This is a genomic window from Kineococcus radiotolerans SRS30216 = ATCC BAA-149 (assembly GCF_000017305.1).
Lineage (GTDB): Bacteria > Actinomycetota > Actinomycetes > Actinomycetales > Kineococcaceae > Kineococcus > Kineococcus radiotolerans.
Window position 1 is genome coordinate 4082044 of sequence record NC_009664.2, and the last position, 13458, is coordinate 4095501.

A 13458-nucleotide genomic window follows, 5' to 3' on the forward strand; every position below is an offset into this window, starting at 1 on the left:
CGGGGGAGGACCAGGCATGGCGATGACGGCAGCGGTCAAGGACGAGCTGAGCCGGTTGCCGGTGACGACGACGGCGGCGCGCAAGGCCGAGGTGTCGGTCATGCTGCGCTTCGCCGGCGGGCTGCACATCGTCTCGGGGCGGATCGTCATCGAGGCGGAGCTGGACTCCGCCTCCATCGCGCGCCGGCTGCGGCGCGACATCGCCGACGTGTTCGGCCACCCCAGCGACCTGCTCGTCGTCCAGGCCGGGGGCCTGCGCCGCGCCACCCGCTACGTCCTGCGGGTGGCGCGCGACGGGGAGTCGCTGGCCCGCCAGACGGGTCTGCTCGACGGCCGCGGGCGCCCGGTGCGGGGCCTGCCCTCCCACATCGTCTCCAGCTCCGCCCAGATCGCCGAGGCCGCCTGGCGCGGGGCGTTCCTGGCCCGCGGCTCGCTCACCGAACCGGGCCGCTCCGCCGCCCTGGAGGTCACCTGCCCCGGCCCGGAGGCCGCGCTCGCCCTGGTGGGCGCCGCGCGCCGCCTGGAGCTGTCGGCCAAGGCGCGCGAGGTGCGGGGGGTGGACCGGGTCGTGCTGCGCGACGGCGACGCCATCAGCGCGCTGCTCACCCGCCTGGGCGCCCACGACGCGATGATGACGTGGGAGGAGCGCCGCATGCGGCGCGAGGTCCGCGCCACCGCCAACCGCCTCGCGAACTTCGACGACGCCAACCTGCGCCGCTCCGCGCGGGCCGCGGTGGCCGCCGGGGCCCGCGTGGAGCGGGCCCTGGAGCTGCTCGGCGACGACATCCCCGACCACCTGCTGCAGGCCGGGCGGCTGCGGCTGGAGCACAAGCAGGCCAGCCTCGAGGAGCTGGGGCAGCTGGCCGACCCGCCCATGACCAAGGACGCCATCGCGGGACGGATCCGGCGGCTGCTGGGGATGGCGGACAAGAAGGCCATCGAGCTGGGCATCCCCGGCACCGAGTCCGGCCTGACCGCGGACATGCTCGACGCCTGAGCCGACGCCCCGGCGGCGCCGGGCGCCTCCCCCCGGTTCACGCCGGACGTGACGCAGGCCATAGGCTCGCGACGACGCCGCGGGGCCGCGGCGGGTACGGGGCGCGACAGCCGCCCGGGTGCTCGTCGCCCGGACGGCTCGAACGGCCAGCCACAGGACCGGTACCGCAAGCACGAGACGCACCAGGCCCGTCCGGTCGACGGTGCGTCAAGGAGGAGAGCGCATGACCACACGGGTCGGCATCAACGGATTCGGTCGCATCGGCCGCAACTTCTTCCGCGCGGCACTCGCGCAGAACGCGGACTTCGAGATCGTCGCGGTCAACGACCTCACCGACGCGAAGGCCCTGGCCCACCTGCTCAAGCACGACTCCATCCTCGGCAAGCTCGCCGAGGACGTGCGGGTCGAGGGCGACTCCATCGTCGTCGGCTCGAGGACCATCAAGGTCCTCGCCGACCGCGACCCCGCCAACCTCGGCTGGGGCGACCTGGGCGTCGACGTCGTCGTGGAGTCCACCGGGTTCTTCACCGACGGGGAGAAGGCCAAGGCCCACCTCACCGCCGGCGCCAAGAAGGTCGTCGTCTCCGCCCCGGCCACCAACGACGACGTCACCGTCGTCATGGGCGTCAACGACTCCGACTACGACGGCTCGAAGCACGCGATCATCTCCAACGCGTCGTGCACCACGAACTGCCTGGCCCCGCTGGCCAAGGTCCTCGACGACGCCTTCGGCATCGAGCGCGGCCTCATGACCACCGTGCACGCCTACACCGCCGACCAGAACCTCCAGGACGGCCCGCACAAGGACCTGCGTCGCGCCCGCGCCGCGGCCCTGAACATCGTGCCGACCTCCACCGGCGCGGCGAAGGCCATCGGCCTGGTCCTGCCGCAGCTGAAGGGCAAGCTCGACGGCTACGCGCTGCGCGTCCCGGTCCCGACGGGCTCGGCCACCGACCTCACCGTCACCGTGGGCCGCGAGGTCACCGTGGACGAGGTCAACGCCGCCTACCGCGCCGCCGCCGACGGCCCCCTCAAGGGCTACCTGACGTACTCGGACGAGCCGCTGGTCTCCTCCGACATCGTCACCGACCCCTCGTCGTGCATCTACGACTCGGGCCTGACCAAGGTCATCGGCAACCAGGTCAAGGTCGTCGGCTGGTACGACAACGAGTGGGGCTACTCCAACCGCCTCGTCGACCTCGTCACCCTCGTCGGCGCGTCCCTCTGACCGTCTGAGCGTCTGACAGGATCCGGCCCGGGCCCTCGCACCGTCGAGGGCCCGGGCCGTCGTCCGTCCGGCCCCGGACAGCCCCCGCGGAAAGGCTCACCTGTGAAGACCCTCGACGACCTCGAGACCCAGCTCGGCGGCTTCGCCGGCCGGCGCGTCCTGGTCCGCAGCGACCTGAACGTCCCCCTCGACCACGACCGGCGCGACGGGGCCGGGCAGCCCGTCATCACCGACGACGGCCGCCTGCGCGCCTCCGTCCCCACCCTGCGCCGCCTGCTCGACGCCGGCGCCCGGGTCGTGGTGACCGCGCACCTGGGCCGCCCGAAGGGCGCCCCGGAGGCGAAGTACTCCCTGGCGCCGGTGCACGCCCGCCTCGCGGAGCTGCTGCCGGGCGTCGAGGTCGGCTTCTGCCCGGTCACGGTGGGGGCGCAGGCCACGGCCGCGGTCGACGCCCTGGCCGACGGTGAGCTGCTGCTGCTGGAGAACATCCGGTTCAACGCGGGGGAGACCAGCAAGGACGACGAGGAGCGCGAGGCCTTCGCCGACGAGCTCGCCGCCCTCGCCGACGCCTTCGTCTCCGACGGGTTCGGCGCCGTGCACCGCAAGCACGCCAGCGTCTACGACGTCGCGCTCCGCCTGCCGCACGCCGCGGGGGGCCTGGTGGCGACCGAGGTCGAGGTCCTGCAGCGGCTGACGGCGCACCCGGAGCGCCCCTACGCGGTCGTCCTGGGCGGGTCGAAGGTCTCGGACAAGCTCGGGGTCATCGACAACCTCCTCGGTTCGCTGCTGGGCGAGGGGGACCGCCTCCTCGTGGGCGGCGGGATGGTGTTCACCTTCCTCAAGGCCCAGGGGTACGAGGTCGGGAAGTCGCTGCTGGAGACCGACCAGCTGGACCGCGTCGCCGGCTACGTGCGCACCGCCCGGGAGAAGGGCGTCGAGCTCGTCCTGCCCACCGACGTCGTCGCGGCCACCGCCTTCGCCGCCGACGCCGAGCACGACGTCGTCGCCGTGGACGCGATCCCCGCCGACCGCCTCGGCCTGGACATCGGGCCGGACTCCGGGGCCGCCTTCGCCGCCCGCCTCGCCGACGCCCGCACGGTGTTCTGGAACGGGCCGATGGGCGTGTTCGAGATGGAGCCCTACTCCCACGGCACCCGGGCCGTCGCCCAGGCCCTGGTGGACGGGGGCGCCTTCAGCGTGGTCGGCGGCGGGGACTCCGCCGCCGCGGTGCGCACCCTCGGCTTCGCCGACGAGCGGTTCGGGCACATCTCCACCGGGGGCGGGGCGAGCCTGGAGTACCTGGAGGGCAAGCACCTCCCCGGCCTCGACGTCCTGAGCTGACCAGACCCCGCACCGACCACGCGACGAGAGAAGGTTCGACGATGTCCCGCACCCCGCTGATCGCCGGGAACTGGAAGATGGTCCTGGACCACCAGCAGGGCACCCTGCTGGTGCAGAAGCTGGACTGGACCCTGAAGGACGCCAAGCACGACTACTCCGCCGTCGAGGTCGCGGTGCTGCCCTCGCACACCAGCCTGCGCACGGTGCAGACCCTCATCGAGGGCGACAAGCTGTCGATCGCGCTCGGCGCGCAGGACGTCTCCGAGCACGACTCCGGCGCCTACACCGGCGAGGTGTCGGCGGCGATGCTGGCCAAGCTGGGCGTCACCTACGTCGCCGTGGGGCACTCCGAGCGCCGTCAGTACCACGGCGAGACGGACGCGACGGTGCGCGCGAAGGCGGCCAAGGCGCTGGCCGCGGGGCTGACCCCCATCGTCTGCGTCGGCGAGGCGCTGGAGATCCGCAAGGCCGAGCAGCACGTGGAGTTCACGGTCGGGCAGGTCACCCAGGCCCTCACCGGTCTCACCGCGGAGCAGGCCGCCGGCCTGGTGCTGGCCTACGAGCCGGTCTGGGCCATCGGCACCGGCGAGGTCGCGACCCCCGAGGACGCCCAGGAGGTCTGCGCCGCGCTGCGCGAGGCCGTGGCCGAGCTGTTCGACCGGGCGACCGCCGACGCGGTCCGCGTCCTCTACGGCGGCAGCGTGAAACCGGCCAGCATCGCCGCCATCATGCGCCAGCCCGACGTCGACGGGGCCCTCGTCGGCGGCGCCAGCACGGACGCCGGCGACTTCGCCGCGATCGTCCGCTTCCGCGACCATCCTGCCTGACCACCCCCCGTGATGGCTTAGGCTGACCGACGTGAGCGTGCTCCGCATCGTGCTGCAGGTGATCCTGGGGATCTCCAGCCTCCTCCTGACGCTGTTGATCCTCCTGCACAAGGGCAAGGGTGGTGGGCTCTCGGACATGTTCGGCGGCGGGGTGACCACGAGCCTGTCGGGTTCGAGCATGGCCGAGCGGAACCTCAACCGCTTCACCGTGGGCCTGGGACTGATCTGGTTCGCCACGGTCGTCCTGCTCGGGCTCGTCGAGCGGTTCACCAACGAGTTCTGATCCGCCCATCCACCGAGACTGAAGCAGGAAGAGGACCGACGTGGCAGGTGGCAACGCCATCCGGGGAAGCAGGGTCGGCGCAGGCCCCATGGGCGAGGCGGAACGGGGGGACACCGCACCCCGCATCCGCATCTCCTACTGGTGCGCCAACGGGCACGAGACGAAGCCCAGCTTCGCCGAGGAGTCCGGGGTCGAGCCCCCCGAGACGTGGGACTGCCCCCGGTGCGGCTTCCCCGCTGGCACCGACCGGGCCAACCCGCCGGCCCCGCCGAAGAACGAGCCCTACAAGACGCACCTGGCCTACGTGAAGGAACGTCGTTCCGACGCCGACGGCGAGGCCATCCTCAACGAGGCCCTGGACTCCCTGCGGGCGCGCGGGCTCATCCGCTGAACCCCTGAGCACGACCGTGCACGACGAAGGCCCCCGGCGGATCGCCGGGGGCCTTCGTCGTGCGGGTCAGAGGTCGGCCGCCGCCGCCTCGTCGACCAGCCACAAGGTGCGCTCGGTGCCGAACACCCCGGCCGCCGGGGTCTCCGCCACGTCGCCGGCGGCGACCCCGCGAGCGACCGCGGCGGCCTTCTCGGCCCCCGAGGCCACCAGCCACACCTGGCGGGCGCGGGCGATGGCGCCGAAGGTGAAGGACACCCGCAGCGGCGGCGGCTTCGGGGACTCCCGCACCCCCACGACGCTGGAGTCGTCGCGGGCCAGCCCCGGGTGGTGGGGGAACAGCGACGCGACGTGGCCGTCGGGCCCCATGCCCAGCAGCAGGACGTCGAAGGCGGGCACTTCCGCGCCCTCCCCGAAGGCCAGCAGTTCCGCGGCGTAGCGGGCCGCGGCGGCGTCGAGGTCGTCGCCGTCGGCGCCGTCGCTGGCCGGCGGCAGGTGCACCGTCGACGGGTCCAGCGGCAGGGCGTCGAGCAGCGCGTCCGCGGCCTGGGTCGCGTTGCGCTCGGGGTCACCGGCGGGCAGGAACCGCTCGTCGGACCACCACAGGTGGACCCGCGTCCAGTCCACCGCGTCCCGGGCGGGAGAGGAGGCGACCGCGGCGAGGGTCTTCCCGCCGATGGTCCCCCCGGTCAGGGAGACGTGGGCGATCCCCCGGGCGGCCTGCGCGTCGGCGACGGCGCTCAGCAGCCGTCCGGCCGTCGCCGCGGCGAGCACCTCCGGGGAGGTGTGCCGGACGACGAGGACCCCGGAGCGCGTCACGCCGTCGTCCCCTCGGCCGCCCGCTTGCGCGGAGACGCCTTCTTGGCCGTCGACTTCCGGGTCGCCGCCTTCCTGGCGGGGGTCTTCGCCGCCGCGGCCTCGACCTCGTCGGTCCCGGTCGGGCCGGGGCTCACGGGTGCGGCGAGGGTCATGCCCCCGCTGCGCTCGGGCTCGGGCGGGGCGCCCTTCATGCTGCGCGAGACGCGGGCCGACCGCTGCTCGGCCGCGGCCTGCCGCTCGGCCGCCGCCGCCGGTGCGGACAGCTTCCCCGCGCTCTGCGCGTCGCGCACGGACATGACCTTCTTGTTGACCTGCGGCAGGCCCTCGGCGAGGACCTCGCCGTAGACCTCGTCGGGGTCGAGCCGGCGCAGCTCCTCGGACAGGCAGTCCTTGGTGGGCCGGCGGGCCAGGGTCAGGCGCCGGTCCGGCTGACCCGGCTGGGTCAGCGTCGCGACGTTCTGGTCGGGGCGGATGAGCTCCACCGCACCCGACTTCCGCTCCAGCCGGACGCTGTGGACACCCGTCCCGCGCTTGGTCCGGGCCCGCACGACCGGTGCCTTGAGCTTGGCCGCGAGCCACGCCGCGAGCAGCTCGGTGCTGGGGCTGTCCGGGGCCCCGCCCACGGTGATGGAGGTGACCGGTTCGTAGGGGGGCTGGTCCAGGGCCGCCGCCAGCAGGGCCCGCCAGTTCGTCAGGCGGGTCCAGGCCAGGTCGGTGTCGCCGGCGCGGTACGTCGCCCGCCGGATCTCCAACGTCTTCGCCGGGTCGCGGGCCTCGGCGGAGTCGGTGATGCGGCGCTGCGCGATGGCCCCGACGGGGTCGGTGCGCAGGTCGTCCGGGGCGACCCCTGGCCAGTACGCCACGATCGGGGCGTCGGGCAGCAGCAGGGAGACGATGGTCGTCTCGGCGTGCTCGACGAGGGGGCCGTAGGCGCGCAGCACCACGACCTCGCTGGCCCCGGCGTCACCGCCGACGCGGATCTGCGCGTCGAGGCGCGCCGCGCCGCGCTTGTTCCCCCGGGCCAGGACGAGCACCCGGCAGGGGTGCTCGCGGCTGGCCTCGTTGGCCGCGGAGATGGCGTCCTCGGCGTGGGCGTCGTCGGTGATGACGACGAGGGTGAGGACGCGGCCGAGCGCCACGGCCCCGCCGGTCTCGCGCAGGTCGACCAGCGCCTTGTTGATGGCGCTGGTGGACGTGCTGGGCAGGTCGATGATCACATCTGCTCCCGGTGGATCAGGCTCACGGTCGCCGCCACTGCCGGCCGGTCCGTTCGAGCATCGCGTGCGCGGACGGGGGACCCCAGGTGCCCGACGCGTAGGGCTCCGGCTTGCCGTTCTTGGCCCAGAAGGCGGTGATGGGGTCGAGGATCTTCCACGACAGCTCCACCTCCTCGTGGCGGGGGAACAGCGGCGGGTCGCCCAGCAGGACGTCCAGGATCAGCCGCTCGTAGGCCTCCGGGCTGGACTCGGTGAAGGCGTGGCCGTAGCCGAAGTCCATGGTCACGTCGCGCACCTCCATCGCGGTGCCGGGGACCTTGGAACCGAACCGCATGGTGATGCCCTCGTCGGGCTGGACGCGGATGACCAGGGCGTTCTGCCCCAGCTCCTCCGTGGCGGTCAGCTCGAAGGGCAGGTGCGGGGCCCGCTTGAACACGACGGCGATCTCGGTGACCCGCCGCCCCAGGCGCTTGCCGGCGCGCAGGTAGAACGGGACCCCCGCCCAGCGGCGGGTGTCGATCTCCAGCTCGATGGCCGCGAACGTCTCGGTCGTCGACGAGGCGGGGATGCCGTCCTCGTCGAGGTAGCCCTTGACCTGCTCGGACCCCTGCCACCCGGAGGCGTACTGCCCGCGGGCGGTGGACCGGGCGAGGTCCTTCAGCGGCCGCACCGCGGAGAGGACCTTGGCCTTCTCCGCGCGCAGGTCCGCGGCCTCGAAGGAGACCGGTTCCTCCATCGCGGTCAGGGCCAGCAGCTGCAGCAGGTGGTTCTGGATGACGTCGCGCGCCGCGCCGATGCCGTCGTAGTAGCCGGCGCGGCCACCGATGCCGATGTCCTCGGCCATGGTGATCTGCACGTGGTCCACGTGGTTGGCGTTCCACAGCGGCTCGAACATCTGGTTGGCGAAGCGCAGCGCCAGGATGTTCTGGACCGTCTCCTTGCCCAGGTAGTGGTCGATGCGGAACACCGAGTCCGGGGGGAACACGTCCTCGACGACGGCGTTGAGCTCGCGCGCCGACTTCAGGTCCCGGCCGAAGGGCTTCTCGATGACGACGCGGCGCCACTGGTCCCCGTGCTGGGCGCTGAGCCCGCTGCGCGCGAGCTGCTTGGCCACCACGGGGAAGAACTTCGGCGGGATCGACATGTAGAACGCGTGGTTGCCGCCGGTGCCGCGGACCCGGTCGAGGTCGGCGACGGTGGCGGCGAGCTGGTCGAACGCCTCGTCGTCGTCGAACTCACCGGGGACGAACCGGAAGCCCTCGGCCAGCTGGGCCCAGACCGACTCCCGGAACGGGGTGCGGGCGTGCTGGCGCACGGAGTCGTAGACGATCTTGCCGAAGTCCTGGTCCACCCAGTCCCGGCGGGCGAAGCCCGTCAGGGCGAAGCCCGGGGGGAGCAGCCCGCGGTTGGCCAGGTCGTAGATGGCCGGCATGAGCTTCTTGCGCGCCAGGTCCCCGGTCACGCCGAACATCACCATGCCGCACGGCCCGGCGATCCGCGGGAGCCGCCGGTCCCGCGGATCGCGCAGCGGGTTCTCGGCCGGGGTGACCCGCGCGGGGCTCACTGCGCCTCGACCTGCGTCTTCACACGCTCCAGCTCGTCGGTGACGGTCTGCAGGAGCTCGGTCCAGCTCTTCTCGAATTTGTCCAGGCCCTCGGTCTCGAGCAGCTCGACGACCTCGGTGTAGGAGATGCCGAGGCGCTCGAGGTCGTCCAGGACGCTCTGGGACTCGCCGTAGGAGCCGCGGATGGTGTCCCCGGTGACCTCGCCGTGGTCGATCGTGGCGTCCAGGGTCTTGCCGGGCATCGTGTTCACGGTGTTCTCCGCGACGAGGCCGGTGACGTAGAGGGTGTCGGGCAGGTTCGGGTCCTTGACGCCGGTGGAGGCCCACAGCGGACGCTGCGCGTGGGCGCCGGCCTCCTTGAGGACCTGCCAGCGCGGGGTCGAGAAGACCTCCTCGTAGGCCTGGTAGGCCAGGCGCGCGTTGGCCAGCCCGGCCTTCGAGCGCAGCGCGTTCGCCTCGTCGGTGCCGATCTCCCCGAGGCGGCGGTCGACCTCGGTGTCCACGCGGGAGACGAAGAAGGACGCCACGGAGTGGATCTTGGAGATGTCGTGGCCGTTCTGCTTGGCCTGCTCCAGACCGGTGAGGAAGGCCTGCATGACGGCCCGGTAGCGGTCCAGGGAGAAGATCAGCGTGACGTTGACGCTGATGCCCTCGCTCAGCGCGGTCGTGATGGCCGGCAGGCCCTCGACCGTCGCGGGGATCTTGATGTGCAGGTTCTCCCGGCCGACGGCCTCCCACAGCCGGCGCGCCGACGCCTCGGTCGCCGCGGTGTCGCGGGCCTGGCGCGGGTCGACCTCGAGGGAGACGCGGCCGTCGATGCCGTCGGTGCGGTCGAAGACGGGCTTGAGGACGTCGCAGGCGCGGCGGACGTCCTCGGTGGTGATGTGGAACACCGCTTCCTCGGTGTCCACGCCCTTGCCGACGAGCTCCTTCACCTGGTCGGTGTAGCGGTCGCCCTTGCTGAGGGCGGTCGCGAAGATCGTCGGGTTGGAGGTGACGCCGAGCACGCCGGCGTCCACCAGGCGCTGGAGCTCCCCGCCGTCGGTCAGCTCGCGGGAGAGGTCGTCCAGCCAGACCGACACGCCGTGCTGGTGCAGGGTCTCGAGGTTGTTGCTCATGAGGTGCTCCGTTCCTTCGTCCACGGGATGGGTGGGCGCCGGGACGGCGCCCGCAGAACCCCGGGGGCCGCTGGTCGCGGCCCCCGGGACGAGGTCACTGCAGACCGGCGAGGGATTCCTTGGCCGCGGTGACGACCGCGGTGTCGGTCATGCCGAACTCGCGGTAGAGGTCCTGGTAGTCGGCCGAGGCGCCGAAGTGCTCGATGCCCACGACGCGCCCGGCGTCGCCGGTCAGGTCGTGCCAGCCCTGGGCGATGCCGGCCTCGACGGCCACGCGCGCCTTCACCCCGGGGATGAGGACGGTGTCGCGGTAGGACTGCGGCTGGGCGTCGAACCACTCGCGGCACGGCATGGAGACGACGCGGGTGGGGATGCCCTCGGCCTCGAGCTTCTCGCGGGCGGCCACGGCGATCTGCACCTCGGACCCGGTGCCGATGAGGATGACCTCCGGGTTGGCGGTGGAGGCCTCGACGAGGACGTAGGCGCCCTTGGCGACGCCGTCGGCCGCGCCCCAGCCCGGCTGGGAGCGGTCGAAGGTCGGCAGGTCCTGGCGGGAGAGGGCCAGGCCGGCGGGCCGGTCGGTCGTCTCCAGGATCGTCTTCCACGCCCACGCGGTCTCGTTGGCGTCGCCGGGGCGCACCACGTCGAAGCCGGGGATGGCGCGCAGCGAGGCGAGGTGCTCGATCGGCTGGTGGGTCGGGCCGTCCTCGCCCAGGCCGATGGAGTCGTGGGTCCACACGTAGGTCACCGGCAGCCGCATGATCGAGGCCAGGCGCACCGCGGGACGCATGTAGTCGCTGAAGACGAGGAACGTGCCGCCGTAGGGGCGGGTCCCGCCGTGCAGCGCGATGCCGTTGAGGATCGAGCCCATCGCGTGCTCGCGGATGCCGAAGTGCAGCACGCGGCCGTAGACGTTGCCGTCCCAGGTCTTCGTGGTGCGGCTCGGCGGCAGGAAGGACGGCTCGCCCTTCAGCGAGGTGAGGTTGGACTCGGCCAGGTCGGCCGAACCGCCCCACAGCTCCGGCAGGGAGGAGGCGATGGCGTTGAGGACCTGACCGGAGGCCTTGCGCGAGGCCATGGCCTTGCCGGGCTCGAAGACCGGCAGCGACTGCTCCCAGCCGGCGGGCAGGGTGCGGGTGCGCATGCGGTCGAAGAGCTCCGCGCGCTCGCCGGCGCCCTCGCGCCAGGCGTCGAACTCGCGCTGCCAGGCCTCGTGGGCCGTCTTGCCGCGCTCGCGGACCTGGCGGGCGAAGCCGATGACCTCGTCGGAGACCTCGAAGGTCTTCTCGGGGTCGAAGCCGAGGACCTCCTTGGTGGCCTTGACCTCGGCCTCGCCCAGGGCGGAGCCGTGCGACTTGCCGGTGTTCTGCAGGTTCGGCGCGGGGTAGGCGATGATCGTGCGCAGCACGATGATCGAGGGCTTGCCCGTCTCGGCCTTGGCCGCCTCGATCGCGGCGTGCAGGCCGGCGAGGTCCTCGGTGTAGGGGCCCTCGCCGCCGTTGGTCCAGTCGATGGTCTGGACGTGCCAGCCGTAGGACTCGTAGCGCTTGCCGGTGTCCTCGCCCAGGGCGATCGCGGTGTCGTCCTCGATGGAGATGTGGTTCTGGTCGTAGATGACGACCAGGTTGCCCAGCTCCTGGACCCCGGCGATGGCGGAGGCCTCGGAGGTCACGCCCTCCTCGATGTCGCCGTCGGAGCACAGCACGTAGACGTGGTGGTCGAACGGGCTGGTGCCCGGGGCGGCCTCGGGGTCGAACAGACCGCGCTCGCGGCGGGCGGCCATGGCCATGCCGACCGCGGAGGACAGCCCCTGGCCCAGTGGGCCGGTGGTCATCTCGACGCCGGCGGTGTGCCCGTGCTCGGGGTGGCCGGGGGTCTTCGAACCCCACTTGCGCAGCGCCTTGAGGTCGTCGAGCTCCAGGCCGTAGCCGGACAGGTAGAGCTGGTTGTACAGCGTCAGGCTGGAGTGCCCGCAGGACAGCACGAACCGGTCGCGACCGACCCAGTCCGGGTCGGCGGGGTCGTGCCGCAGGACCTTCTGGAACAGCAGGGTGGCCACCGGGGCGAGGCTCATGGCCGTACCCGGGTGACCGTTGCCGGCGCGCTGCACCGCGTCCATCGCGAGGACGCGGGCGGTGTCGACCGTCCTCTGGTCCAAGTCGCTCCACTCGAGGCTGGGCTGGCTCACGTGTCTCCTCCCGTGCGAACCAGCTGACCGACCAGCGCCGGGGTGGCGGTGGGGGACCGGCCGTGGTCCGCTCTCTGTCTCCGTCGTGCGTCGTGACCGCCATGCGGCCCGACGTCCCGAGGCGTCTCGTCGTCGTCGGATCCGCCGCCGAGCCCACCGCGTGACGCGGTGTGTGACGGATCACTGCGGTCGAGCCTACTCGCAGGGTGCGGAGCCGCAGTTCCTGAGGGTGGCGCGCGCCCGCGTACGACACTGCGTAGCAGCGGCGTAAGCTCGTACCTGCCCGTCGTCACCTCGCCCTGAGGACACTGTGACCGTCGCCGACCCGCGTCTGACCGACGCCCCCGCGCACTCCCGGACCAGCCTGCTGGGCCGACGACGCGGAGGGCGTCCTCCGCGCTTCCCCCGGGCGGCCGCCTACGTCGCGCTCACCAAGCCGCGCATCGTCGAGCTGCTGCTCATCACCACCATCCCGGTCATGCTCTTCGCCGCCGGCGGGCTGCCCTCCGGGTGGCTCATCCTCACGACCTTCGTCGGGGGGGCGCTGGCCGCGGGCTGCGCCAACACCTTGAACTGCTACTTCGACCGCGACATCGACGCGCTGATGAAGCGCACCGAGAACCGCCCGCTGGTCACCGGGGAGGTCTCCCCGCGCCAGGCGCTGGTCTTCGCGACCGTCCTGGGGATCGCCTCCACGGCGATCTTCGTGGCGTTCGTCAACGTCCTCTCGGCGGCCCTGGCCCTCGGCGCGATCCTGCTCTACGTCGTGGGCTACACGCTGCTGCTCAAGCGGCGGACGTCCCAGAACATCGTCTGGGGCGGGGTGGCCGGCTGCATGCAGGTCCTCATCGGCTGGACCGCCGTGCGCGACTCGCTGGACTGGGCGCCGTTCGTGCTCTTCGGGGTGATCTTCCTCTGGACCCCGCCGCACTACTGGCCGCTGTCGGTGCGCTACCGCGAGGACTACGCCAACGCGGGGGTGCCGATGCTCCCCGTCGTGGCCAAGCCCACGACGGTGTCGCGCCAGATCGTCCTCTACACGATCGCGATGGTCCTCTGCTCGCTGCTGCTGGTCCCCCTCGGCGGCGCCGGGGTGGTCTACGGCGCCGCGGCGCTGGTCCTCGGGATCGGGTTCCTGGTGCAGACGATCGGGTTGCACCGCCGGGCCACGCGCTTCGAGGTCGAGACCGGCGGGCGCGACGCCGGGACGCTGGAGCAGCTCAAGCGGATCTCCCCCATGGGGGTCTTCCACGGCTCCATCACGTACCTGACGCTGCTGTCCGCCGCCGTGGCGGTGGACCCGTTCGTGCGGGTGGGCTGGCCGTTCTGAGCTCCGCCCGGGTTCACGCCCGGGCGGTTGCGGGAAGCCGTCGTCGGACACTGCGTCCGCGGCGGCTTCCCGCGTTCCCGGCCCGGGTGCGTCGGCCACGGGCTCCGGGGACGTCCGACGACGCCCTCCCGGGCCCGCCCCCGACCTCACCCCGCGTC

Annotated in this window: 12 protein-coding genes; 7 read left to right on the forward strand and 5 right to left on the reverse strand. The window is 72.8% G+C overall.

Annotated elements, in window-relative coordinates; genetic code table 11:
• The first annotated feature begins 16 nt into the window (after positions 1-16).
• The 6 genes from whiA to KRAD_RS19415 all read left to right on the forward strand — a co-directional run bounded on the left by whiA (position 17) and on the right by KRAD_RS19415 (position 5067).
• Positions 17-997 carry a DNA-binding protein WhiA gene (gene whiA / locus KRAD_RS19390; protein WP_012087358.1) on the forward strand — a complete coding sequence of 327 codons (981 nt, stop codon included), beginning with the start codon at positions 17-19 and terminating at the stop codon, positions 995-997.
• 223 nt (positions 998-1220) lie between these two features.
• Positions 1221-2225: a type I glyceraldehyde-3-phosphate dehydrogenase gene (gap, locus tag KRAD_RS19395; protein WP_012087359.1), complete on the forward strand. Its 1005-nt coding sequence runs from the start codon at positions 1221-1223 to the stop codon at positions 2223-2225.
• 102 nt (positions 2226-2327) lie between these two features.
• Entirely contained in the window at positions 2328-3566 is a 1239-nt protein-coding gene (locus tag KRAD_RS19400; RefSeq protein ID WP_012087360.1) for a phosphoglycerate kinase, read from the forward strand.
• Positions 3567-3607: 41 nt separating this feature from the next.
• Positions 3608-4393, forward strand: coding sequence for a triose-phosphate isomerase (tpiA, locus tag KRAD_RS19405; RefSeq protein WP_012087361.1), 786 nt, complete (start codon positions 3608-3610; stop codon positions 4391-4393).
• Positions 4394-4424: 31 nt separating this feature from the next.
• On the forward strand, positions 4425-4676 hold the full coding sequence (gene secG / locus KRAD_RS19410) for a preprotein translocase subunit SecG (protein WP_012087362.1): 252 nt from the start codon (positions 4425-4427) through the stop codon (positions 4674-4676).
• 40 nt (positions 4677-4716) lie between these two features.
• Positions 4717-5067, forward strand: coding sequence for an RNA polymerase-binding protein RbpA (locus tag KRAD_RS19415; RefSeq protein ID WP_012087363.1), 351 nt, complete (start codon positions 4717-4719; stop codon positions 5065-5067).
• Between the two features lie 66 nt (positions 5068-5133).
• On the opposite strand, the gene pgl is transcribed toward KRAD_RS19415, so the two are convergent.
• The 5 genes from pgl to tkt form a co-directional block, all read right to left on the reverse strand.
• Positions 5134-5883, reverse strand: a complete 750-nt coding sequence (pgl, locus tag KRAD_RS19420; RefSeq protein ID WP_012087364.1) for a 6-phosphogluconolactonase — start codon at positions 5881-5883, stop codon at positions 5134-5136.
• Positions 5880-7100, reverse strand: coding sequence for a glucose-6-phosphate dehydrogenase assembly protein OpcA (gene opcA, locus KRAD_RS19425; RefSeq protein ID WP_012087365.1), 1221 nt, complete (start codon positions 7098-7100; stop codon positions 5880-5882). Before opcA ends, pgl begins: the two co-directional genes overlap by 4 nt.
• Before the next feature lie 22 nt (positions 7101-7122).
• Positions 7123-8664 carry a glucose-6-phosphate dehydrogenase gene (gene zwf, locus KRAD_RS19430; RefSeq protein WP_012087366.1) on the reverse strand — a complete coding sequence of 514 codons (1542 nt, stop codon included), beginning with the start codon at positions 8662-8664 and terminating at the stop codon, positions 7123-7125.
• Positions 8661-9782 carry a transaldolase gene (gene tal, locus KRAD_RS19435; protein ID WP_012087367.1) on the reverse strand — a complete coding sequence of 374 codons (1122 nt, stop codon included), beginning with the start codon at positions 9780-9782 and terminating at the stop codon, positions 8661-8663. The genes zwf and tal overlap by 4 nt, the downstream gene beginning before the upstream one ends.
• Before the next feature lie 94 nt (positions 9783-9876).
• Entirely contained in the window at positions 9877-11970 is a 2094-nt protein-coding gene (tkt, locus tag KRAD_RS19440; RefSeq protein ID WP_012087368.1) for a transketolase, read from the reverse strand.
• A 310-nt stretch (positions 11971-12280) separates the two neighbouring features.
• Between tkt and KRAD_RS19445 the strand changes: the two genes are divergently transcribed.
• Positions 12281-13300, forward strand: coding sequence for a heme o synthase (locus tag KRAD_RS19445; protein WP_012087369.1), 1020 nt, complete (start codon positions 12281-12283; stop codon positions 13298-13300).
• Positions 13301-13458 lie beyond the last annotated feature (158 nt).

Coding starts and splice junctions, on each gene's coding strand:
- gap (WP_012087359.1), top strand. CDS start 1,221: ATGACCACACGGGTCGGCATCAACGGATTCGGTCGCATCGGCCGCAAC.
- whiA (WP_012087358.1), top strand. CDS start 17: ATGGCGATGACGGCAGCGGTCAAGGACGAGCTGAGCCGGTTGCCGGTG.
- tal (WP_012087367.1), bottom strand. CDS start 9,782: ATGAGCAACAACCTCGAGACCCTGCACCAGCACGGCGTGTCGGTCTGG.
- tpiA (WP_012087361.1), top strand. CDS start 3,608: ATGTCCCGCACCCCGCTGATCGCCGGGAACTGGAAGATGGTCCTGGAC.